Source organism: Variovorax sp. 10N412, from assembly GCF_056394985.1.
This window is the reverse complement of sequence record NZ_JBFTIO010000031.1, coordinates 1-22,767: the sequence shown is the minus strand read 5'-3', so window position 1 is coordinate 22,767 and position 22,767 is coordinate 1. Positions and strand designations below refer to the sequence as shown.

Sequence of the window (22,767 nt, the reverse complement as noted above, 5' to 3'; positions counted from 1 at the left end):
AGTTCTGCGAGACCCCGCGAAACGCGAGCACCGCAGGTTGCCCCGTAGCGCAGCGAAGGGGTCGCAGACAGTGGGGTCGCCTTTTCTTTGCTTACTTTCTTTTGGCGAAGCAAAAGAAAGTAAGTCGCCCGCCGGGGCGAGTCCCGGCCGACACCCCCCAAAGAGCCAACGAAGCCAGGAAGCTCAAGCAGCCTTCCGCTGCTCCGCCCCCGGCACAGCAGCAATCAAGCTGCGCGTATACGGATGCTGCGGCCGATCCCATATATCCCGATGGCTGCCCGTCTCCACGATCTGCCCCTTGTTCATCACCATCACACGATCGGCGATATAGCGAACCACAGAAAGATCGTGAGAGATAAAGAGATACGACAACCCGAAATCCTCCTTCAGCTCGACCAGCAGGTTCAGGATCTGCGCCTGCACCGACACATCGAGCGCCGACACCGGCTCGTCGAGCACCACCAGCGAAGGCCGCAGCACCAGCGCACGAGCGATGCCGATGCGCTGGCGTTGCCCCCCCGAGAACTCGTTGGGAAAGCGCCGCCCCGCATCCGCCGGCAACCCCACCCGCTCCAGAATCGCCGCGATGCGGTTGTGCCGCTCCGCCCGCTCCGACACGCCGTGCACCTTCAGCACCGGCTCGATGATGTCGAACACGCTGCGCCGCGGGTTCAGCGATGCGTACGGATCCTGGAACACCATCTGCACGCGGCGCCGCCAAGGCTTGAGAGCCTTCTCGGACAGCGGCGCAATGTCGATGCCATCGAACACGATGCGGCCCGACGTCGGATTCACCAGCCGCAGCAACGTCCGCGAAAGCGTCGATTTGCCGCAGCCTGATTCGCCAACGAGCCCCACGGTTTCACCTGCACGGATGTCGAAGGACACCCCGTCCACCGCATGCAGCACGCCTCCTCCGCGCTGCGGATAGTCAGTGCGCAGTTCCTGCACCGACAGCAAAGGTTCACCCGCCGCCGCACGCACCGGCAAGGCACGCACGGTCGAACGCGGCGCCGGTACGTGCAACGCAAAGCCGCGCACGCCGGTCAGAGGGTCGAGGCGCGTCTGAATCTCCGGCAACCGCGCATCGGCGTAGTGCAGCGAGCTGCCGGCATGCAACGACGCGCCGAGCAGCCCCCGGGTGTAGGCATGCGACGGCGCGGCGAAGAGCTTCGACGTAGGCGCCTCCTCGACCTTCTCTCCGCCGTACATCACCGCCACGCGATCGGCCCATTGGGCGACCAGCCCGAGGTCGTGCGTGATGAGCAGCAGCGCCATGTCGAGCTCGCGGCGCAGGCCGTCCAGCAGCTCGAGAATCTGCGCCTGGATGGTCACGTCCAGCGCGGTGGTGGGCTCGTCGGCCACCAGCAGCCGCGGCTTGCAGGCCACGGCCATCGCGATCATCACGCGCTGGCGCTGGCCGCCCGACAGGTTGTGCGGATGGTCGTCAATGCGCTGGTGCGGCTCGGGAATTCGCACGAGGTCGAGCAGTTCGATGGCGCGCTTGCGGGCCGCAAGGGCCGACAGTTTTTCGTGCCGGCGCAGGGTCTCCTCGATCTGCGCGCCGATGGTGTGCACCGGGTTCAGCGAGGTCATCGGCTCCTGGAAGATCATCGCGATCTCGCGGCCGCGCACTTCGCGCAGCTCGGCCGGCGACAGCGCGAGGATGTCGCGCCCGTCGAAGTGGATGTTGCCCCGCAGCACGGCGCCGGGCGCGAGCAGGCGCAGCAGCGCGAGCGCGGTGGTCGACTTGCCGCAGCCCGACTCGCCGACCAGTGCCAGCGTTTCGCCGCGCTGCAATGTCAGGTCGAGCCCGCGAACGGCCTGGATGGGGCCGTTCGATCCGTGGAAGAAAACGTCCAGCTCGCGCACGTCGAGCAGCGGTGACGTAGGGTTGACTTGTTCGAGCGTCATCTCAACGCCCCCTCAAACGGGGGTTGAACGCATCGTTGAGGCCGTCACCCACCAGGTTGAGCGCCAGCACCGTCAAAACGATCGCCGCACCCGGCAACGCCGTGAGGTACCACGCCGTGCGCAGCAGCTCGCGGCCCTGCCCGATCATGCTGCCCCACGACACCGCGTTCGGGTCGCCCATGCCCAGGAAGGACAGCGCCGACTCGATGAGGATGGCGCTCGCCACCAGCACCGAGGTGGTCACGATCACCGGCGGCAACGCATTGGGCAGCATCTCCTGGAAGATGATGCGTGCATGGCTGAAGCCCTGGCTGCGGGCGGCCAGCCCGAACTCGGTCTCGCGCAGCGCACGGAACTCCGCCCGCACCAGCCGCGCGATCACCGGCCACGACGCCAGGCCGATGGCGAACACGATCACCGGCACCGAGGGCTGGCCGATGGCCACCACCACGATCACGAACAGGAACGACGGCATGGTCTGGAACAGTTCGGTGATGCGCACCAGCACGTCGTCGATGCGGCCGCCGAAGTAACCGGCCGTGGCGCCCACGAGCACGCCGATCACCAGGCTCAGCACGGCGGCCACCACGCCCACCGCGAGCGACACGCGCGCGCCGTGCGCAATGCCGGCAATGACGTCGCGGCCCAGCGAATCGCTGCCCAGCGGATAGGCCCCGTCCTGGCCCGGCCACAGCAGCGGCGGCGCGACCATGTCGAGCGGGTCGCCCGGGTAGAGCCACGGTGCGAGCAGCGCCAGGATGAGCATGAACACGAGCAGCACCACGCCCGCCACGGCGGCAGGGTTGCGCAGGAAGGCGCGCAACGCGGCGTGGCGGCTGGAGACCGGCTTCGCATCCACGGCGGCCTTGGCGACAGGGACAACCGGCGCGACAGGTCCAGGAGGTGGTTCAGGGCGGCGGGTGGCAGGCGGCGCCGGCGGGTGTGCCGGCGGATTGGCCAACGCGGAATCGAGTGTGAAAGGTGTGGACATCGAAAGCTTTGAAAGCCCGGAATTCGGAAGAGGGAAACGGCAGGCGCGCTCAGCGCACCTGGATGCGCGGGTCCAGCCACGCGTGCAGCAGGTCGACCAGCATGTTGGCCACGATGACCAGCAGCGACGACATCAGCAGCACGCCCAGCAGCACGGTGTAGTCGCGCCCCGCCACCGAGTCGAAGGCCAGCCGCCCGAGGCCGGGCCAGCTGAACACCGTCTCGACCACCACCGCGCCGCCCAGCAGCGTGCCGAAGTGCATGCCGGCCACCGTGGTGACCGGAATCAGCGCGTTGCGCAGGATGTGGCGCAGGTTGACCGTCCACGGGTGCAGGCCCTTGGCCTCGGCCGTGCGCACGAAGTCCTGGCGCGCCACCTCGAGCATCGCGGCGCGCGTGAGCCGCGAGAAGATGGCGATGTAGAAGCCGGCCATGGCCAGCGCCGGCAGCACCAGGTGCCGCGCCACGTCGAGCGCGTGCGTCCAGCCGGTGTAGCCCGCGCCGATGCTCTCGCTGCCGCCGGTGGGCAGCCAGCCCAGGTGCACCGAGAACAGCACGATGGCCATCAGGCCCAGCCAGAAGCCCGGCGTGGAATACAGCAGCAGCGCCAGCACCGAGAGCGTGCGGTCCTGCCAGCGGCCCACGCGCGTGGCCATGACCGTGCCCGCCGCGATGCCGATGGCCAGCGCGAACGCGAGCGCCGTCGTCATCAGCAGCAGCGTGTTGCCCAGCCGCGCGCCGATGAGCGAGGTCACCGGCATGTTGTAGCGCGGCGAAACGCCGAGGCTGAAATGCGCCAGGTTGTTCAGGTAGGCGCCCAGCTGGTGCAGCACGGGCAGGTCGAGCCCGAAGTGCGTGCGCAGCTGCGCCATGCTCTCCGCGGTTGCCGAGCCCGACTCGGCCGCCACCACATCGGCGGCGTCCCCCGGAATCCACTGCATCAGCAGGAAGTTGAGAAGGATCACGCCGATGACGGTCGGCACGGCCTGCCATGCTGTGCGCACCAGCGTGCGGCTTGCGCTGCGCAGGTTCATGACGCCACCGTCTCGCTCGGCGCGACCAGGCGGATGCCCATGTCGCCCTCGCGCTCCAGTTGCGCCACGAGGCCGATTTCCCAGTCGAGGTACTGCTGGAAGCCGGCATCCCGCTTGGCCAGGTCGGCATGCGCATAGGGGCTGTACCACTGATCGTCGTCGCCGGTCAACACGCCTTCGGGGCCGGTGGCGGTGGGCAGGCGCGCGGCCGCCCAGGCTTGGGTACCGCCCGCGATGGCGCGCACCGTGCGCCCGGTGCGCTGCGCCAGTTCGGCCGCCACGGTGCGCGCGAGCACGCCGTCGGACGAGGTGAGCACGATGACCTGCGAGGCGGGCAGGTCGGCGATGAACTCCTGCAGCCGGTCGGGCACCGCGAAGCGCGCACCCGCCACGTGACGGCGTTCGAAGGCCGAGCGGCGCTCCACGTCGAACGCCACCGCGGTGCCGGCCTCCAGCGCTGCTGCCGCCTCGTGCGGCGCGATGTCGGGGGTGAAGGCACGCAGCGCCAGCACGCGCACGGGTTCGGGCCCGAGCACCAGCACCGGCAGAGCGGGCGGCGACAGCACGAACACCTCGTGCCCGCCCAGTTGCGCGAGCCATGCGCCGGTGGTCAGCGCGCGCACGCCGTCCCAGTCGGCCAGCACGATGCGCGCACGCCGCGTGCCCACGTATTCGTCGGTGGCCTGCACCAGCTGGCCGCCCGGCGCCCAGCGCCAGCCTTCGAGATGGCCGGCCTCGTATTCCTGGCGGGTGCGCACGTCGAAGCGGTAGAGCGAGCGCTCGTCGGCCTCGGCCTCGAAGCGCGCGAGCGTGGCCGCGTCGATGCGGCGCACGCCGGCGCGGGCCGCCACGTCTTCGGCGCGCGCGCGGGCGCTCTGGCGCGTGGCCTCGCCCGGCTCGGGCAGCGGCGCGGCGCGGCCGTGGGACAGCTGGCGCCCCGCCAGCAGCCAGGCCATGGTGCCGTCCTTGAGCGACACCACCTTGTTGGGAATGCCCGCGTCGATGAGGGTCTGCGCGCCCACGATGCTGCGCGTGCGCCCGGCGCAGTTCACCACCACCAGCGTCTCGGGCCGGGGCGCGAGTTCCTGGATGCGGTAGACCAGCTCGGCGCCCGGCAGGCTGTGCGCGAAGGGCAGGCTGAAGTCGGCGAATTCCTCGGGCGTGCGGCTGTCGACCACCACGATGTCGTCGCCACGCTCCACGCGTTCATGCAGCTCGTCCACCGAGATCCACGGCGTGTGCTTCTGGTGCTCGATGACCTCGCCGAAGGCCTTGCTCGGCACGTTGCTGCCGCTGAAGAGCTCGTAGCCTGCGGCGGCCCAGCCTTCGGTGCCGCCCGCCAGCACCGACACATTGCGCCAGCCCAGGCGCACCAGCTTGGCGGCGGCCTCGTGGGCGAGCGACTCGTCGGCGTCGGCCAGCACGATGCGGGTGCCGCGGCGCGGCACCAGGCGGTCGATCTGCACTTCCAGCCGCCACAACGGCGCCGAGGCGGCCAGCAGGATGTGGCTGCGCACGAAGACGCCGGTCTCGCGCACGTCGAGCAGCGCGATCTCTTCGCCGTCCTGCAGCGCGGCCTTCAGCGCCTGGGGCGTGACCGCCGGATGGCGGATGTTCTTCGGCGGCGCGAAGTGGCGGAAGCTCCCGCCCTCGGTGCCTTCGAACACCACGCGCCGGTCGAGCAGTTGCAGCGCACGGCCGTAGAAGTGCAGATGGCGGCCGTCCTGGCCGCCGATGAGCTCGATGGTGTGCACGTCGTCCGGCAGCAGCACCACGGCGCTGCCGGCGGCCACGTCGACGGTGCAGGTCTGCACCAGCGTGTCGCGCGCCGCATCGGCGGTTTTCTCGCGGCGGTAGAGCACGTTGCGCTCGTTGCCCTCCACGCCGGCAATCACCGCCCAGGTCGTGTGGTCATGCGGCGGCTGGGCCTTGCCTGCCAGGCCGGCCGACAGGTACAGCGCGAAACCGCCGTCGGCGTCTTCCGCCAGGCGGTAGACCTGCGCGGGGCGGGCCGCGTCGAGGGGGAAATGGTCGGCCGGGAACAGCGACTTCTGCTGGCCGAGCGCAATCAGTGCATCGGCCACGGCCTGCAGGGCCTGCTTGTCCGCGGTGCCGGCGAGCAGGCCGCGCGCCTGGGCCAGAAAGGCGTCGATGGCGCGCGCACGCGCGCTGGCAATGTCGTTGCCCGCGGTTTCCACGGGGAGGTCGGTGAGGCTCATGGGGGACTTTCTGGGGACGGCAAAGGCAATTCGACGTTCAGGCTAAGCCGGCCGCCGCGCGCGCCCAACGAACTTTTTCGTCTACGCATATCCGGTTTGCTTCGTTGGAAACGGCCGGTGCGGCTCCTAGATTGGCCGCCACATGAACACACACTCCCCCTTTCTTGCCCCGCGCCGCGCCATGCTGGGCGCGCTGGTCACATCGGCCCTCGCCTTCAGCGGTTTCGGTGCCTTCACCACCCTGGCGCATGCTGCCGACGACGCGGCCGGTTTCCCTTCGAAGCCGGTGCACATCGTGGTGCCCGTGGCCGCCGGCGGCAGCGCCGACAAGCTCACACGGCTCATTGCGCAGGGCCTGACCGAACGCTGGGGCCAGTCGGTGGTGGTCGAGAACCTGGCCGGCGCCAGCGGCACCATCGGCGCGGCGCGCGTGGCCAAGGCGCCCGCCGACGGCTACACGCTGCTGCAGCAGGGCGAAGGCCTGACGCTCAACGGCATTCTTTTCGACCGCCTGCCCTACGACGGGCAGAAGGCCTTCACGCCGGTCATCAAGGCCGTGGTGAACCCGCAGATATTGGTGGTGAACCCCAAGACCGGCATCAACGACTTTCGCGCCTATCTGGCGCGCGCCAAGGCGAAACCGCAGTCGATCAGCCTGGGCCTGCCCGGCAATGGCGGCATCGCCCACGTGGCGCACGAAATGATCGCGCAGGACACCGGCGCGCAGGTCAACTACATCCCCTATTCGGGCGGTGGGCCGGCCACGCTCGACGTGCTGGCTGGCCACGTGGACGCCACGCTGATCACGCTGGCTGCCGTGACCGACCACGTGCGCGCCGGCAAGCTGCGCGCGCTGGCCGTGACCACCCCGTACCGGTCCGCCGCCCTGCCCGACGTGCCGACGATGGCCGAGGCCGGCCTGCCCGGCTTCTCGGTGGAGAGCTGGCAGGGCTACTTCGCGCCCGCAGGCACGCCGGCCGCGGTGGTGGCAAAGATCAACCGCGACATCGAGGCCGTGATTTCCGCGCCCGAGACCCGCGCAAAGCTCGAGGACATGGGCTTCAAGGTGGCCGGCGGCACGCCCGCGGACATGGCCCGCACGCTCGCGGGCGAGCGCGTGCGCTACGCGAAGACCATCCAGACGGCGGGCATCACGCTGCGCTGACACCCTGCGCGCCGAAGCGGCACAGGGACGGGGCTTCTTCGACGCTCAGGCCGCGAGCCGTTGCGCGCCGCCCTGCCAGAGGGCGCTGGCGTAGAACGCTTCGCCGAAGTCCGCCGGCACATCGGCCCGCGTGCGGGCCTCGTGCAAGGCCAGGTCGGTGTGCAGCAGGTCTTGGCTGATGCGGCGCACCACGGCAGGCACATACCCGCGGATGCTCGGCACGTCGCCCAGCGGCAGGCCGGTGCTGGCGAAGCCGCCCGGGTTGTAGGTGTGGATGTCGCGCAGCCAGGGCGCGGTGCCCGGCGTCTTCTCGATGTATTCGAGCCCGGCACCCAGGTAAGGCGCCGCGCCCAGTTCGTCGTCGCGCTCGTCGGCGCCCGGCTGGAAGCGGTCGCGCCAGCGCAGCACCAGGTCGGCGATGCCGGCCAGCTCGGGCCGTTGCGAGAGTTCGTGCGTGTAGCCGGTGCCCGCGATCACGAAGTCGAAGTGAAAACGCTCGTCATGCACCGAGGCCACCACCTGGGCGCCCTGCACCTGCGCCCCTTGCCATGGCGCGCCCAGGTGCAGGTGGAAGTTGGGAAATTTCAGCACGCGCTGCACCGAGTCCGGCGGCGGCGTGGTGCCCAGCCGGCGATAACGCGACGCGTGGTGCCAGCGCGTGGCGTCGGGCAGCGACAGGTAGTTGTCGTAGAAGCCGGGGTAGCCGCGCACCCGCGCCACCGGCGTGGCGGCGATGCGGTCGCGCCGCGCGAACAGGTGCACGGCGGCGGCGCCGCTCTCCAGCGCCACCGCGGCCGCGTCGAAGGCCGATGCGGCGCCGCCGACCACCGCGACGGTCTTGCCCGACAGCGCCTTGAAGTCGATCGCTTGGCCGGTGTGGGCCGCAAGGCCCTGGCTCACCGCGCTCGACAGCAGGTCGGGAATGAAGGGCGCGCCGCTGCCGGCCACGCCGTTGGCGAAGATCAGCTTGCGCGCGGTCTCCACGCGCTCGACGCCGTCCACTTCGAGGTGCAGCCTGAAATGCGGCACCGCGCCGCCCTGCACGGGCTCGAAGCGCACCAGCCGCGTGCCGTAGCGCACGGTAGTGCCGGTCACGCCGCGAAACCAGTCGAGGTACTCGGCCCAATCGGTGCGGCCGATGCGGTCGATGGCCGCATAGGCCTCCTGCCCGTGCCGCGATTCGTACCAGGCCTGGAAGCCCAGCGCCGACACCGGGCCTTCGGGCCCGACCAGGTTCTTGAGCGTGCGCAGCTTGTGCATGCGCGCGCGCGTGAGCCACACGCCCGCCTGGCCCGCGCCGCCGGCCGCGTCGATCACGCTCACACCGCCGATGCCGGCGCGCCGCAGCGCGAAGGCGAACGCGCTCCCGCTTTGGCCGCTGCCGACGATGAGCACGTTGTGGTCCACGCCTTCATGCGCCGGCACCCAGTTGGCGGGCGCGGGGCCGAGCAGGCGCAGTGCTTCGTGCGCGAAATGGTCTTGGTTCGAAGGCGACGCAGATGTCATGGACTGGCCTGATCGGCTGGAAGTTGGCTGCAAGGAAAAGTGCGGGCCCCGAAGGGCCCGCGAACCGTCGCCGCTTTCCGGCGACCAGGAGACACTCACCCTCGAAGGCAAGAGCTGCCATTCTTGGCGACGCGGCGCGCAAGCCAAAGCACGTAAATCGCATACGCTGATTCGCTTTCATTCTTTGGCTTCGATGCACGCGCACACGCTGGCACCGCACCGCACCGCACCGCATATTCATGCGCGGTTTTCTTCGTTGATGGCGTGCGAGGCGCTTTCTACGATGCCTGCTTCCCAACCCATCGAACGCTCCCGTGCCGGAGCGCGCCACCATGCCCATCGAGCAGCCCCTTGCCCTCCCCGACCGCGCCATCCCTTCCAGGCGCCTGGCGCTCAAGACGCTCGCGTCGCTGACGGCCATCGGCGGTCTCGGCGGCCTGGGGCTTGCCGGCTGCTCGCGCGGCGACGACAAGAGCGCTGCTTCCAGCGGCCCGGCGGTGGTGAAGAAGACCGGCGAGAAGGTTGCCTTCAAGTACCCAGACAACCCCTCGTTCGACCTGATCTACCTGGCCGACCAGCTCGGCTACTTCGAGGGCACCAACACGCGCCCGCAGTACGTCGGCAAGATCGCTGCGCCGCAGATCATTCCGCTGGTGGGCACGGGCGAGATCGACTTCGGCAGCCGCATGGTGCCGCTCGTCATCTCGGCCATCGCCTCGGGCGCCGACCTCAAGGTGGTGGCCGCAGGCGGCAAGACGCTGCAGGAGGCGCCGCACATGAAGTACTTCGTGCGCAAGGACTCGGGCATTCGCACGCCCAAGGACCTCGAAGGCAAGACCGTCGGCTTCAACAGCTTCGGCGCCTGCGCCGAGTTCGTCACCAAGAAGTACCTGCGCCAGCACAACGTGGACGTGAACAAGATCAACTTCGTGGTCATCCCGGACGAGCAAGCCGAGCAGACGCTGGTGACGCGCAACACCGACCTGGCCATCATCCACGCGCCCTTCTCGGGCCGCGCCGAGAACGCCGACCAGCTGCTGCGCCTGTGGAGCGACTTCGACCTCGACGGCGGCCTGGGCGGCATGGCGCCTTACAGCGCGCACGGCAAGTTCATCCGCGAGCATCCCGAGTCGGTGCGCGACGTGGTCACCGCGCTGGCGAAGGCCGGCAACTGGGTCAACGCCAACCCGGAAGAGGCACGCAAGCTGGTGGCCAAGCGCATCAACATGGACCTGAAGAACGTGGACCGCTACGCCTACGTGGAGGACCTGGTGGTGACCGAGCCGCCGATCCAGTACTACGTCGACATCCTGCAGTCCGAAGGAAAGATCGCGGCCGGCAAGGTCTCCGTGAAGGAGGTCTACACCAACGAGTTCAACCCCTACGCGCAGCAGCAACAGCCGCAGCCCCCGAAGACCTGACCCGATGAGCATCAAGATCAGCGCCCGCGGTGTGCGGATGGACTACGCGGCGCGCGGCGCCAGTGAACGCGTGCGCGTGCTCGAGGGCTTCGACCTCGAGGTGCGCGAGGGCGAGTTCCTCTCGGTGCTCGGCCCCTCGGGCTGCGGCAAGTCGACCTTCCTGGGCATCCTGGCCGGGCTGACCGAACGCACCGGCGGCTATATCGCCATCGACGGGCAGGCCATTGCCGGCATCAACCGCAACCAGGGCGTGGTGTTCCAGGGCTATGCGCTCTTTCCGTGGCTGTCGGTGCTCGACAACATCGCCGTGGGGCTGGAGATCCGCGGCATGGGCAAGTCGGCGCGCCGCCGCACCGCGCAGGAGTACCTGGAGCTGGTGGGCCTGCACGGCTTCGGCGAGCGCTACCCGCACGAGATTTCCGGCGGCATGAAGCAGCGCGTGGCCATTGCGCGCTCGCTCGCCTACGAGCCCAACGTGCTGCTGATGGACGAGCCCTTCGCCGCACTGGACGCGCAGACGCGCGAGGTGCTGCAGGGCGAGCTGCTGCGCATCTGGGAGCAGCACCGAAAGACCATCGTGTTCATCACGCACAGCCTGGAAGAGGCGGTGTACCTGTCGGACCGGGTGGCTGTGATGACGCAGCGGCCCGGGCGCATCAAGGACATCATCGACATCCCGCTCGCGCGGCCGCGCTCCGCGGAGCTGCGCCACACGGCGGAGTTCGCGGCGCTGCGGCAGCAGGCGTGGGAGGTGTTGAAGGATGAAGTGCAGGTTGGGTTGCGGCCGCGGTTGCCGGAAGGGGTGGCGTCATGAGCGCGTTCGGATTTTCTCCTTCCCCCCCTGGGGGAAGGCCGGGATGGGGGCACGCGGCCGTTGCAACGCCGCTGCCGCTTGATACGCCGCTTGCCCCCACCCCAGCCCTCCCCCAGAGGGGGAGGGAGCGACAGCCGACCACAGAGGTCATGCAATGAGCGCCGTGCTCGACGCCCCAGCGGTCAGCCCGCCCAGCCGCCTCCTCAAGTTTGCCCGCGGCGCGCTCCGCTGGGCCGAACGCAGCATCGGCATCGTGCTGTTCCTGCTGCTGTGGGAAGCGCTGCCGCGCCTGGGCATCGTGAGCGACGCCTACCTGAGCCCGCCGTCGGCGGTGCTGGCCGCCATAGGGCAGTTGCTCGACAACGGCCATCTGTGGAAACACGTGGCGGCCAGCCTGCAGCGCTCGCTGTGGGGGCTGGTGCTCGCCAGCAGCGCGGGCGTGGTGCTGGGCCTGCTGGTCGGTGGCTTCAAGCGGCTGGCGGCCGTCGTCGATCCGGTGCTGCAGCTGTTTCGCCAGACCTCGGCCTTCGCACTGTTTCCGGTGTTCATCCTGTTCCTGGGCATCGGCGAGCTGTCGAAGGTGGCGATCATCTTCTGGGCTTCGTTCTGGCCGGTGCTGCTGAGCACGGTGAGCGGCGTGAAGCAGGTCGACCGGCTGCTGGTGAACTCGGCCCTGTCGATGGGCGCGTCGCGCCGCTTCCTCTTCTTCAAGGTGGTGCTCCCGGCCTCGCTGCCGTCGATCTTCACGGGCGTGCGCCTGGCCGGCGCCTACAGCATCACCGCGCTGGTGGCGGCCGAGATGATCGGCGCGCATTCGGGCCTGGGCTTTCTCACGCTGAACTCGCAGGAGACCTTCCAGATCCCGACCATGTACGCGGGCATCCTGATGCTGGCGGTGCTGGGCCTGCTGCTGAACTACCTGCTGGCGCTGCTGGAGCGCCGCCTGCTGCGCTGGCGCGTGGGGTTGAGCCTCGATGAATGAACGCAAGCACGCTGGCCTGCACAGCCGCACGCGCGCCGCGACCGGCACGGTGCTGGCGGTGACGTTGGCCCTGTCGGCCCTCACGGCACTGGGCAGCATCGGCGGCTCGTGGGCGTTCGTGGACCCCACCGACGCGCGCCTGCCCGCATCGCTGACGTGGCTGCGGCTGCTGGACACCACGCCGCCGCTGGCCGACATGCCCAAGGGCCCGGTGCTGAACCGCGCAGTGGCACGCGGCGAACTGGTCGTCGGCGTGCGCCGCTATCCGCGCCCCGCCCCGCCGGAGGCGCCCACCCCGCCCGAACCCGACGCCTTCGACGCCACGCTGGCGCGCCAGTTGGCCGACGCGCTGGGCGTGAAGCTCAGGCTGGTCGGCCTGGCACCCGACGAGCGGGAAGCCGCCTTGCGCGAAGGGCGCATCGACCTGTTGATGGCTGGGGTGGCGGCCGACGAGGTGCGCCAGCAGGGCATTGCCGCGGCACCGGGCAGCTACGACACGGGCCGCGGTCTCGTGGTGGCGTTACGGCACGGCCGTCTGCAGGACGAGGCCGCGCTGCGCGGCGCGTCGGTCTGCGTGGGCGAAGGCTCCGGCTATGCGGGTGCGGTGGCACAACGCTACGGCGCACAGCCGCGCAGCTACCCGTCGTCGGTGCATGCGGCCTCGGCCTTCATGGCGGGCGAATGCGCGGCCCTGGCCGAAGACGGCGAGGTGCTGGAACGGCTGATGCGCAACGAGGAGTGGCGCTTCTACAAGCCGCTGGCGCAGGGCCTGCAATCGCGCAGCGACGCATCGGTTCGGCTGGCCGAGGGCGATGCGCTGTCGCGCGACTACCTGGCGACGGCGCTGCGCCGATGGCGTGCCGACGGCACCCTTGCCAAGGCGCGCAGCGCGCGCGCGGGCAACCTGCAGTTCGAGATCACGTTGCTCAAGGACGGGCTGGTCTGCCACTCCTGAGTGGATGGCAGCGGTGCTGTTGTTCCGGGCGCTGTCGTTCAGGGCGCCCTGAACAACAGCGCCCCGATACCGATGCCCACGAGCGCATATCCATAGCCGCATTTCTTCTTTGGCCGCGAGCGCGTGCGCAACCCACACTCGCAGGCCGATGCAGGTTCACACTGCCGCGCCCCACAGAGACAACGCAGACTCCGCTCCTACCTGTCCATGAACTTCCAGCAACTGCGCTCCGTGCGGGAGACCGTTCGAAGCGGCTTCAACCTGACCGAGGCGGCGCAGACGCTGCGGGCATCCCAGTCCGGCGTGAGCCGACAGATTCGTGACCTGGAGCAGGAACTCGGCATCGAGCTCTTCGTGCGTTCGGGCAAGCGGCTCACCGGACTCACGCCGCCCGGCGACCACCTGCTGCCGATCATCGAGCGCGTGCTCGCCGAAAGCCGAAACCTGCGCGAGGCGGGGCAGAGCTTCCTGTCGCAACAGCAAGGCGTGCTGTCGCTGGCCACCACGCATTCGCAGGCACGCTATGCGCTGCCCGCCGCGGTGCAGGCGTTTCGCAGCAGGTTTCCGGGGGTCACGCTGCAGCTGCACCAAGGCTCGCCCAAGCAGGTGGCGCAGATGCTGCTGGACGGCGAGGTCGACGTGGGCATCGCCACCGAAGCGCTCAGCGACTACCCGCAACTGCTGGTGCTGCCCTGTCGGTGCTGGAACCACGTGGTCATTGCGCCCATCGGACATCCGCTGCTGGGGGGCGCGGGGCCCCTCACGCTCGATCAGCTCGCGGCATGGCCGCTCATCACCTACGACAACGGGCTGACCGGGCGTTCGCGCATCGACGAGGCCTTTGCCCGCGAAGGCCTCGCCACGGACATCGTGCTGGCCGCCATGGACGCGGACGTCATCAAGACCTACGTCGCGCTGGGCATGGGCGTGGGCATCGTGGCCGACCTCGCCTACGACGCCGGCCGCGACACGCCGCTGCGCGCGCTCGACGCGGGCCATCTCTTCGGCGAGAACCAGACCAAGCTGGCGGTTCGCCGCGGCAGCTACCTGCGCAGCTATGTGTATGCCTTCATCGAGTCGTTCGCACCGCCGCTGGTGCGCGCGGTGATCGAGCAGGCCGCGGCCGCGAACGATCCTTGATGCGCCCAGCGCCGGTTTGCGCTGCTCCTCGACGACCGACCAGCCGCGCCATGCATGCACCGCGGCGCTTGCCGCGGCCATCCCGAGGTTCCCGAGCGCCCCGTTCTCTCCTAATGCGAGCTTTGCCTAAGCAACAGCCAAACCCTTCTTTGGCAAGCGCGCAGGCCGCGCGTAGCCTGCGGCGTTCCTTCTTCCACTGAGTCGGTCACCGAGGAACCCACAGATGAACGATCGTTTGAACCGCGTGCACGCATCGCGCTCCGCCGCCGTCAAGGCCGGCCTCGACCATCCCGTGATCGACACGGATGTCCACGTCAACGACTTCGCCCCCGTGCTGGAGGACTACGTGGCCCAGTACGGCGGCAACAAGCTGGTCGATGCGCTGCGCAAGGCGCTGGGCGGGCGCTTCGTCACGCGCAACGGCGGCGGCAAGGACTGGTACCAGCAAAGCGCCGAGGAGCGCCAGTTCCACCGCACGCTGCGCGCCCCCTGGTGGGCCCGCGTGACGCGCAACACGTACGACCTGGCCACCTACACGCTGCCCGCGCTGCTGCATGAGCGCCTGGGCGAGCAGGGCTCGGACTATTCGATTCTTTTCCCCAACGACGTGCTCTCGCCCGCCGCAGCCGGCAGCGAATACCGCCAGCCGCTGCACCGCGCCATCAACCACTTCCACGCCGACCAGTACCGCCCCTACGCCGACCGCCTGACGCCGGTGGCGGGCATTCCGCTGCACACGCCGCAGGAAGGCATCGAGGAGCTGGAGTTCGCGGTGAAGACGCTGGGCCTGAAGGTGATCAACATCGCCGGTGGCGTGCGCCGGCCGATTCGCGCCATTGCCGAGAAGTACCCCGCCGCCGAGCACCCCGACATCGCCAAGCAGGTCGGCTACATCGACTTCTACGGCATCGACAGCGAGCACGACTACGACCCCTTCTGGGCCAAGGTGGTCGAGCTCGGCGTGCCGGTGACCACGCACTACGGCAGCCAGGGCTGGACCGGGCGGCAGTCGATCAGCAACTACATGAACAACCACATCGGCCACTTCGCCGACGGCTCGCAGGCCTTTGCCAAGGCGCTGTTCTTCGGCGGCGTGACGCGGCGCTTTCCGGACCTGCGCGTGGGCCTGCTCGAAGGCGGCGCCGACTGGGGTTCGCACGTCTACACGCACCTGGTGGACCGCTGGGAAAAGCGCAACAAGCATGCGGTGCGCAACTACGATCCGGCAGAGGCCGACATCGAGCTGCTCGCCTCGCTGTTCGAGCGCTACGGCGGCGACTTCGTCAAGGGCCGCACGCTCGACAAGTCGAACCTGTTGCGCGACAGCCTGGGCATTTCGGCGCTGCCCCACAGCCGCGAGCCGAACGAGTCCGAAATCGACGACTTCGCGCTGGCCGGCATCGAGAAGGTGGAAGACATCCGCGACCGATGGGTGAACAACTTCTACTTCGGCTCCGAGGCCGACGACCGCACGGTGGCTGCGGCCTTCAACACCAGGGTGAATCCGCTGGGCACCAAGATCAATGCGATCTGGTCGTCCGACGTGGGCCACTGGGACGTGCCCGAGTTCACCGAGCCGCTCGCGGAAACCTGGGACCTGGTGCAGCAGGGCGTGATCTCGGCGGAGGACTTCAAGGCCTTCGTCTTCGGCAACCCGCACCGCTTCTACACCGAAGCCAACCCGCGCTTCTTCGAAGGCACCGAAGTGGGCCGCAAGCTCGCGCTGAAGGAAGCGAAATGAACGGCACGGCACGTCTTGCGCGCTGGGCCACAACGCTCGCGCTGGCTTTTGCCGCTTCGGCCCATGCCGCGCCCGACACCATCCGCATCGGCGTCGCATCGGCCGGCGGCGGCGACCCGGTCACCTTCGGCGGCTCGCCCGGCGGCGTGGCGCGCAGCAACAACTGGCTGGAAGACGAGTTCAAGGCCTCGGGCATCAAGGTCGAGTGGCTGTTCTTCAAGGGCGCGGGCCCGGCGGTGAACGAGGCACTGTCGAACAAGCAGATCGACTTCGCCTACCAGGGCGACCTGCCGCAGATCGTCGGGCGCTCCAATGGGCTGAAGACCAAGCTGCTGATGGTGAGCGGCGCACGCAACAACCTGTACCTGGTGACGCCACCCAAGTCCGACATCCAGTCGGTCAAGGACTTGAAGGGACGCAACGTGTCGATCTTTCGCGGCACCAACGGGCACCTGGTCGCCATCAACGTGCTGGCCGCGAGCGGGCTGGCCGAGCGCGACGTCAAGGGCGTGAACCTGGACGCGGGCAGCGCGCAGGCCGCACTGGTGTCCAACGGCGTGGACGCGGCCTTCGGCGGCTACGAGTGGTTCAAGGTGCGCGACGCGGGGCTGGCCAAGGTGGTGTATTCCACGCAGGGCAAGGACCCGGCCCTCACGCGGCAGGCCTCGCTGCTGGTGCGCAGCGAGTTCGAGCAGGCCAACCCGGCCGAGGTGCAGCGCGTGGTCGATGTGTTCGTGCGCGCGGCACGCTGGTCGTCGGACGAGAAGAACCGCGACGAGCTGTTCGGCATCTGGGCGCGCAGCGGAACGCCGGTGACCTCGTGGGCGGCCGAGTTCGACCAGCAGCCGCTGGCCGCGCGCAATTCGCCGCTGGTCGACGACTTCATCGTCGCCCGCTACAAGGCCGTGGTGGCCGATGCGCTCAAGCTCAAGCTGATCCGCCGGGAGGTGTCGGTCGACGACTGGTTCGACACGCGCTACCTGAAGGCGGCGTTGAAGAAGCAGGGGCTGGAGAACTACTGGACGGCCTTCGATGCCAAGGGGCAACCGAAGGCGGGTCAATCGGTCGCGGCGAAATGAGTGCATTTTCTTGTCCCCTCTCCCGCTTGCGGGAGACGGAGCAACACCGATGAGCGCCGAAGCCGAACTGTCGGCCGTCCTCGAACGCGACGACACCCCGACGACACGCGCGCCGCTGCCCTGGCGCCGCATCGCCGCCCGACTCGGCGACGCCGCGCTCCCCTGGCTCCTGCCCCTCGGCCTCATCGCCCTGTGGTTCGCCGGCGCCGAGCAAGGGTGGATCTCCCCACAAGTGCTGCCCCCGCCGCAGTTCGTGTGGGAGACGCTGCGCGACCTGGCCCTCAACGGCGACCTGTGGCTGCACGTGAGCACCAGTTTCACGCGCGTGGGCGTGGGCTTTGCCATCGGCACCTCGCTCGGGCTGTTACTGGGCGCGGCCATGGGACTGTCGCGGCGCTTCGAGGCCTATGTGCTGCCGAGCTTCAACGCGCTGGTGCAGATCCCGGTGCTGGCCTGGCTGCCCTTCGTGCTGCTGATCGTGGGCATCGGCGAGCCGCTGAAGTACATCCTCATCGCCAAGGCCGCGATGGTGCCGGTGGCGCTCAACACGCTGCAGGGCTTTCGCCAGACGCCGGTGGCGCTGCGCGAGGTCGGCCAGGTGTACGGCTACAACCGGCGCCAGCAGGTGCTGGAGATCGTGCTGCCGCACGCGGTGCCCACGCTCTTCACCGGCGTGCGGCTGGGCTTCACCAAGGCCTGGCTGTCGCTGGTGGTGGTGGAGCTGGTGGCGTCGAGCGAAGGGCTGGGCTACCTCATCGTCTACGGCCGCCAGCTGTTCCAGCTCGACCTGGTGATGGCCGCGGTGATCGTGGTGGGTGCCATCGGCTATGCCATCGATCGGCTGCTCGACCGCCTGGAGGCCGCGGCCCATCGGCACCGGCCCGGAGGCGCGCGATGAGCGGCACGGCAAGAGAAAGTGCCAGGGACGCGGCGGAGCTGGCCGCCGTGCAACCGCTGCGCCCGGCCGATCGCAGCCGCTGGCGCGGCTTCGTGCTGCCGGTGGCGGCCATCGCGCTGTGGTGGCTGCTGTCGTCGCTGGACATCGCCAACTCGGCCCTGCTGGTGTCGCCGGCCAAGGTGTTCGACACCGCCGTCGACCAGGTCGTGACCGGTCGGCTGTGGCGGGCGCTGAGCGCCAGCCTTGCGCGCGAGGCGACGGGCTTCGTGATCGGCACCGTGTCGGGCCTGCTGCTGGGTGCGCTGCTGGGGTTGTCGCCGCTCTTCAACCGCATCGTCGGCCCCAGCTTCAACACCTTCAAGCAGATCTCGCTGTTCGCGTGGATTCCGCTCATCTCGGTGTGGTTCGGGCTGGGCGACGTGGCCAAGGTGGTGTTCCTGTCGCTGGCCGCGCTGGTGCCGGTGGTGGTGAACACCTGCGACGGCATCCGCACCGTCCCGCCCGGGCTTCTGGAGGTGGCGCGGGTGTACGGCTTCACGCGCTGGCAGACCGTCACGCAGGTGGTGCTGCCGGCCGCGCTGCCGTCGATCTTCACGGGCGTGTACCTCGCGCTCATCTATTCCTGGCTCGCGACCATCGGCGCCGAATACCTGCTGGTGGCCGGCAAGGGCATCGGCAACACGCTGATCGAAGGCAGCGAGCATTTCCAGATGGACCTGGTGATCTTCGGCATGTTGGTGATCGGCACCGTCGGCTGGCTGATGAACGCCGCGGCCCGCGCGCTGGAGCGCCGGCTGGCGCGCTGGACCGGCCGCGCAACCTGACGATCTCCCTTCACCGCGTAACGCCATGACCACTCTCCTGAAACCACAGACCTCCAACGAACTCGACATTCGCGGCCTCGGCAAGCGCTACACCCACGACCAGGCGAAAAGCGGCGAGCTGCAGGTGCTCGAAGGCATCGACCTGCACGTGAGCGAAGGCAGCTTCGTGAGCATCGTGGGCGCGAGCGGCTGCGGCAAGTCGACGCTGCTGCGGCTCATCCTCGGCCTCGACACGCAGTACGAAGGGCAGATATTGCTGGGCGGCCAACCCATTTCGGGCACGGGGCGCGAGCGTGGCATCGTGTTCCAGGACCACCGGCTGTTTCCGTGGCTCACGGTGGCGCAGAACATCGCGGTCGGCCTGCGCAATGCGCCGTACACCGCCCGGGAGAAAGCCGAGCTGGTGGCCGCGCATGTGGCGCTGGTGGGCCTGGAAGGCTTCGAGCGCTCGTGGCCCCACCAGATTTCCGGCGGCATGGCGCAGCGCGTGGCCATTGCGCGCGGGCTGGTGAACCGGCCGCGCGTGCTGCTGCTGGACGAACCCTTCGGCGCGCTCGACGCGCTCACGCGCTCGCGGCTGCAGAACGAGCTGCAGCGCATCTGGCAGAAGGAGCGCATCACCATGCTGCTGGTGACGCACGACGTGGAAGAGGCCGTGTTCCTGGGCGACCGCGTGGTGGTGATGCAGCCTTCGCCCGGGCGCATTCGCCGCACGGTGGATGTGGACCTGCCGCACCCACGCAACCGCAGCGCCCGGCATTCATCCGGTTGCGCGACGACGTGCTGAGCGACTTCATCGACAGCGGCGCCGAGGCTCGCCCCCCCACACAGCCGCCTCAGCCGCCTCAGCCGCCGCACAAGCCCCAAGGCGGCCTGCCGGTACCGGGCCTCCCGGCCGGCCTCCAGCTGGCCTGGTGAACGACACACCCCCTTCTTCCCTTTCCTTTCTTCTCGAGGACCGACCTTCATGACCCAACGCAAGGGCCCCTTCAGCCTGGGCGCCTTTCTGTACCCCAGCGGCCACCACATCGCCGCCTGGCGCCACCCCGATGCGAAGGCCGACGCGGGCATCGACTTCCATCACTACGTGGAACTCGCGCGCGCGGCCGAGGCCGCGAAGTTCGACCTGATCTTCCTGGCCGATGGCGTGGGCACGCGCGGCACCGACGTCGACTTCCTGAGCCGCACGGCGCACAGCTACCAGGCGCAGTTCGAGCCGATCACACTGCTGTCGGCGCTGGCCGCGGTCACGCAGCGCATCGGCCTGGTGGCCACTGCATCGACCAGTTTCAACGAGCCGTACCACGTGGCGCGCAAGTTCGCGTCACTCGACCACATCTCCGCGGGGCGTGCTGGCTGGAACCTGGTGACTTCGTCGAGCGAGCACGAGGCGCGCAACTTCAACCGCGACGCGCACTTTGCGCACGCCGACCGCTACGAGCGTGCCGGCGAATTCGCCGACGTGGTCAGCGGCCTGTGGAACAGCTGGGAAGACGACGCCTTCGCGCGCGACAAGGCCTCGGGCCGCTTCTACGACCCGGCCAAGCGCCACGTGCTGCACCACAAGGGCAAGCACTTTTCGGTGCAGGGGCCGCTGAACGTGTCGCGCGCGCCGCAGGGGCATCCGGTGGTGGTGCAGGCGGGGTCGTCGGAAGCGGGCAGGGAGCTTGCGGCGCGCACGGCCGAAGCGGTGTTCACCGCGCAGCAGACGCTGGAAGATGCCGTGGCGTTCTATGCCGACATCAAAGGTCGGCTCGCCAGGTACGGCCGCGCGCCGGAAGACCTGAAGATCCTGCCGGGCGTGTTTCCGGTGGTGGGCCGCAGCGAGAGCGAGGCCAGGGAGAAGTTCGAGGAACTGCAGTCGCTGATCGACCCGGTCGTCGGGCTGGCGCTGGTGTCAGGGCTGACCGGCGGCTTCGACCTGTCGGAGTACCCGCTAGACGGGCCCATTCCGCCATTGCCCGAGACCAATGCGAGCAAGAGCCGGCAGCAGCTGATGATCGACCTGGCGAGGCGCGAGAACCTCACGATCCGCCAGCTCTACCAGCGCGTGGCCGGCGCGCGCGGCCATTGGCAATTGGTAGGCACGGCGGAGCAGATCGCCGATCAGCTCGAGGAACGCTTCGTGCACCACGGCGCCGACGGCTACAACATCATGGCGCCGACGCTCCCCGGCGGGCTCACCGACTTCATTGCGCTGGTGCTGCCGGAGCTGCGCCGGCGTGGGCTGTTCCGCGCCGAGTACGAGGGCCGCACGCTGCGCGAGCACCTGGGGCTGAAGCGGCCGGCGCACCCGGCAGCGAAGCCGCGCTGAAGGCTCAGGCCTGCGACGCGCCATGCGCATCGAGTTCCGACTGGATGCGCATGGCCAGGTCCACCAACGCCACGCTGCGCTTGAGCAGGTGACGACCGGCGTCGGTGACGAACACCACGCGCGTGCTCCGGTGCAGCAGTTGAACGCCGACCTGCGCCTCGAGCTCGGTGATGTATTTGCTGACGGTGGATTTCGACAGATCCATGGCCGAAGCAGCGCGCGTCAGGTTGCCATGGCGCGCCACTTCGCGCAGCGCTTCGACCCGCTCAATGCTGAACACGGCGGGCTTTCGAAAGGGTGATGAGAGACAGAAGATGCAAGGTAAGGGCCACGAGGAACGAAAGCACTCGACGGTACGGCGTACCGCGCATGCCGAGAACGAATCAATCCGCTATTGCTTATGTGCGTGCGCGTGCGCGTGCGCGTGCGCGTGCGCGCACGCACATTGCAGCCTGCATGCACGCAGCGCCTAAGCAAACGCGAAAGCCTTCTTTCCGCGCACGAGGCATCGCGCCTAACCTGCGCCCCCGATCCCCTCACTCGCACAGTTCCGCCATGGCCTCATCGACCCGACAATTCAAGCTCGGTGCCTTCCTCATGCAGACGGGCCACCACATCGCCGCCTGGCGCCACCCCGAAGCGCAGGCCGACGCGGGCAGCAACTTCCGCCACTACGTGCAGCTGGCACAGAAGGCCGAGGCCGCCAAGTTCGATGCGGTCTTCCTGGCCGACTCGGTGGGGGTGCGCAGCAGCAACCTGCCCTCGCTATCGCGCACCGCGCGCAGCGACCATTTCGAGCCGCTGACGCTGCTGTCGGCCCTGGCGGGGCTGACCGAGCGCATCGGCCTCATCGCCACCGTGTCGACCAGCTTCAACGAGCCCTTCAACGTGGCGCGCAAGTTCGCGTCGCTCGATCAGATCAGCGGCGGGCGTTCGGGCTGGAACCTGGTCACGTCGAGCGGCACCGGCGAGGCGCAGAACTTCAACCGCGAGGAACACTTCGAGCACGCGCTGCGCTACGAGCGCGCGTCGGAGTTCCACGACGTGGTGACGGGCCTGTGGGACAGCTGGGAGGACGACACCTTCGTGCGCGACAAGCAAAGCGGCCAGTACTTCGACGAAGACAAGCTGCACGTGCTCAACCACAAGGGCAAGCACTTTTCGGTGCGCGGGCCGCTCAACGTGTCGCGCTCGCCGCAGGGGCGTCCGGTGGTGGTGCAGGCCGGCGCGTCGGAGGCCGGGCGCGACCTGGCGGCTCGCACGGCCGAGGTGATCTTCGTGGCGCACCAGACCTTCGACGAGGCGCAGAGTTTCTACAGCGACATCAAGGGCCGCGCGGTCGCCTACGGCAGGGACCCGGACGCGGTGAAGATCATGCCGGGCATCTTTCCGGTGGTCGGCCGCACGCAGGCGGAGGCCGAAGACAAGTTCGCGCAGCTGCAGGACCTGGTGCACCCGGTGGTCGGCGTGTCGCTGCTGTCGGGCGTGATCGGCGGCTTCGACTTCTCCAACCTGCCGGTCGACGGGCCGGTGCCCGACCTGCCGGAAACCAACGGCCCGAAGAGCCGCCAGCGGCTGCTGCTGGACCTTGCGCGGCGCGAGAACCTGAGCATTCGCGACCTGTACCTGCGCATTGCAGGCGCACGCGGCCACCAGCAGGTGGTGGGCACGCCGTCGAGCATCGCGGACCAGCTGCAGCAGTGGTTCGAGGAAGGCGGCGCGGACGGCTTCAACATCATGTCGCCCTGGTTCCCGGGCGGCCTGGACGACT

Annotated in this window: 18 protein-coding genes and 1 pseudogene; 13 read left to right on the top strand and 6 right to left on the bottom strand. The window is 69.0% G+C overall.

The genetic code is table 11. The annotated features are described in order from the left end of the window. Positions 1-183: 183 nt before the first annotated feature. From AC1DJH_RS32630 to AC1DJH_RS32615, 4 genes are all read right to left on the bottom strand, one after another. The gene (locus AC1DJH_RS32630) at positions 184-1,914 is read right to left on the bottom strand and encodes an ABC transporter ATP-binding protein (RefSeq protein WP_472125714.1); all 1,731 of its coding nucleotides are present in this window, start codon (positions 1,912-1,914) and stop codon (positions 184-186) included. Between the two features lies 1 nt (position 1,915). After that, positions 1,916-2,773 (bottom strand): ABC transporter permease, encoded by an 858-nt coding sequence (locus AC1DJH_RS32625; RefSeq protein ID WP_478188542.1) that lies wholly within the window; start codon positions 2,771-2,773, stop codon positions 1,916-1,918. 181 nt (positions 2,774-2,954) lie between these two features. Continuing rightward, the gene (locus AC1DJH_RS32620) at positions 2,955-3,938 is read right to left on the bottom strand and encodes an ABC transporter permease (protein WP_472125709.1); all 984 of its coding nucleotides are present in this window, start codon (positions 3,936-3,938) and stop codon (positions 2,955-2,957) included. Beyond that, the gene (locus AC1DJH_RS32615) at positions 3,935-6,157 is read right to left on the bottom strand and encodes a rhodanese-like domain-containing protein (RefSeq protein WP_472125706.1); all 2,223 of its coding nucleotides are present in this window, start codon (positions 6,155-6,157) and stop codon (positions 3,935-3,937) included. Before AC1DJH_RS32615 ends, AC1DJH_RS32620 begins: the two co-directional genes overlap by 4 nt. 142 nt (positions 6,158-6,299) lie before the next feature. Between AC1DJH_RS32615 and AC1DJH_RS32610 the strand changes: the two genes are divergently transcribed. Next, positions 6,300-7,322 carry a Bug family tripartite tricarboxylate transporter substrate binding protein gene (locus AC1DJH_RS32610; protein ID WP_472125705.1) on the top strand — a complete coding sequence of 341 codons (1,023 nt, stop codon included), beginning with the start codon at positions 6,300-6,302 and terminating at the stop codon, positions 7,320-7,322. A 45-nt stretch (positions 7,323-7,367) separates the two neighbouring features. Here the strand turns inward: AC1DJH_RS32610 and AC1DJH_RS32605 are convergent, their stop codons facing one another. Then, positions 7,368-8,828 carry a SidA/IucD/PvdA family monooxygenase gene (locus tag AC1DJH_RS32605; RefSeq protein WP_472125702.1) on the bottom strand — a complete coding sequence of 487 codons (1,461 nt, stop codon included), beginning with the start codon at positions 8,826-8,828 and terminating at the stop codon, positions 7,368-7,370. 332 nt (positions 8,829-9,160) lie between these two features. Between AC1DJH_RS32605 and AC1DJH_RS32600 the strand changes: the two genes are divergently transcribed. The 11 genes and pseudogenes from AC1DJH_RS32600 to AC1DJH_RS32550 all read left to right on the top strand — a co-directional run bounded on the left by AC1DJH_RS32600 (position 9,161) and on the right by AC1DJH_RS32550 (position 20,996). Then, positions 9,161-10,249, top strand: a complete 1,089-nt coding sequence (locus AC1DJH_RS32600) for an ABC transporter substrate-binding protein (RefSeq protein ID WP_472125699.1) — start codon at positions 9,161-9,163, stop codon at positions 10,247-10,249. 4 nt (positions 10,250-10,253) lie between these two features. Beyond that, positions 10,254-11,063 (top strand): ABC transporter ATP-binding protein, encoded by an 810-nt coding sequence (locus AC1DJH_RS32595; RefSeq protein WP_472125696.1) that lies wholly within the window; start codon positions 10,254-10,256, stop codon positions 11,061-11,063. 154 nt (positions 11,064-11,217) lie between these two features. Further along, positions 11,218-12,045 (top strand): ABC transporter permease, encoded by an 828-nt coding sequence (locus AC1DJH_RS32590; protein WP_472125693.1) that lies wholly within the window; start codon positions 11,218-11,220, stop codon positions 12,043-12,045. Continuing rightward, complete coding sequence (locus AC1DJH_RS32585; RefSeq protein ID WP_472125691.1) at positions 12,038-13,000, top strand: substrate-binding periplasmic protein; 963 nt, start codon at positions 12,038-12,040, stop codon at positions 12,998-13,000. Before AC1DJH_RS32590 ends, AC1DJH_RS32585 begins: the two co-directional genes overlap by 8 nt. A gap of 207 nt (positions 13,001-13,207) precedes the next feature. After that, positions 13,208-14,140 carry a CysB family HTH-type transcriptional regulator gene (locus tag AC1DJH_RS32580; protein WP_472125688.1) on the top strand — a complete coding sequence of 311 codons (933 nt, stop codon included), beginning with the start codon at positions 13,208-13,210 and terminating at the stop codon, positions 14,138-14,140. A gap of 223 nt (positions 14,141-14,363) precedes the next feature. Then, complete coding sequence (locus AC1DJH_RS32575) at positions 14,364-15,881, top strand: amidohydrolase family protein (protein WP_478188541.1); 1,518 nt, start codon at positions 14,364-14,366, stop codon at positions 15,879-15,881. Then, positions 15,878-16,960, top strand: a complete 1,083-nt coding sequence (locus AC1DJH_RS32570; RefSeq protein WP_472125683.1) for an ABC transporter substrate-binding protein — start codon at positions 15,878-15,880, stop codon at positions 16,958-16,960. Before AC1DJH_RS32575 ends, AC1DJH_RS32570 begins: the two co-directional genes overlap by 4 nt. Positions 16,961-17,009: 49 nt before the next feature. Further along, positions 17,010-17,858: an ABC transporter permease gene (locus tag AC1DJH_RS32565; RefSeq protein ID WP_472125680.1), complete on the top strand. Its 849-nt coding sequence runs from the start codon at positions 17,010-17,012 to the stop codon at positions 17,856-17,858. After that, the gene (locus AC1DJH_RS32560) at positions 17,855-18,682 is read left to right on the top strand and encodes an ABC transporter permease (protein WP_472125677.1); all 828 of its coding nucleotides are present in this window, start codon (positions 17,855-17,857) and stop codon (positions 18,680-18,682) included. The genes AC1DJH_RS32565 and AC1DJH_RS32560 overlap by 4 nt, the downstream gene beginning before the upstream one ends. 25 nt (positions 18,683-18,707) lie before the next feature. Beyond that, positions 18,708-19,600: pseudogene (locus AC1DJH_RS32555) on the top strand (ABC transporter ATP-binding protein). Between the two features lie 49 nt (positions 19,601-19,649). Continuing rightward, positions 19,650-20,996 (top strand): LLM class flavin-dependent oxidoreductase, encoded by a 1,347-nt coding sequence (locus AC1DJH_RS32550; protein WP_472125670.1) that lies wholly within the window; start codon positions 19,650-19,652, stop codon positions 20,994-20,996. 4 nt (positions 20,997-21,000) lie between these two features. On the opposite strand, the gene AC1DJH_RS32545 is transcribed toward AC1DJH_RS32550, so the two are convergent. After that, positions 21,001-21,276 carry a LysR family transcriptional regulator gene (locus tag AC1DJH_RS32545; protein WP_478188540.1) on the bottom strand — a complete coding sequence of 92 codons (276 nt, stop codon included), beginning with the start codon at positions 21,274-21,276 and terminating at the stop codon, positions 21,001-21,003. Positions 21,277-21,551: 275 nt separating this feature from the next. Here AC1DJH_RS32545 and AC1DJH_RS32540 point away from each other — a divergent pair. Beyond that, the coding region (locus AC1DJH_RS32540; RefSeq protein WP_478188539.1) for an LLM class flavin-dependent oxidoreductase at positions 21,552-22,767 on the top strand (1,216 nt) is incomplete at its 3' end.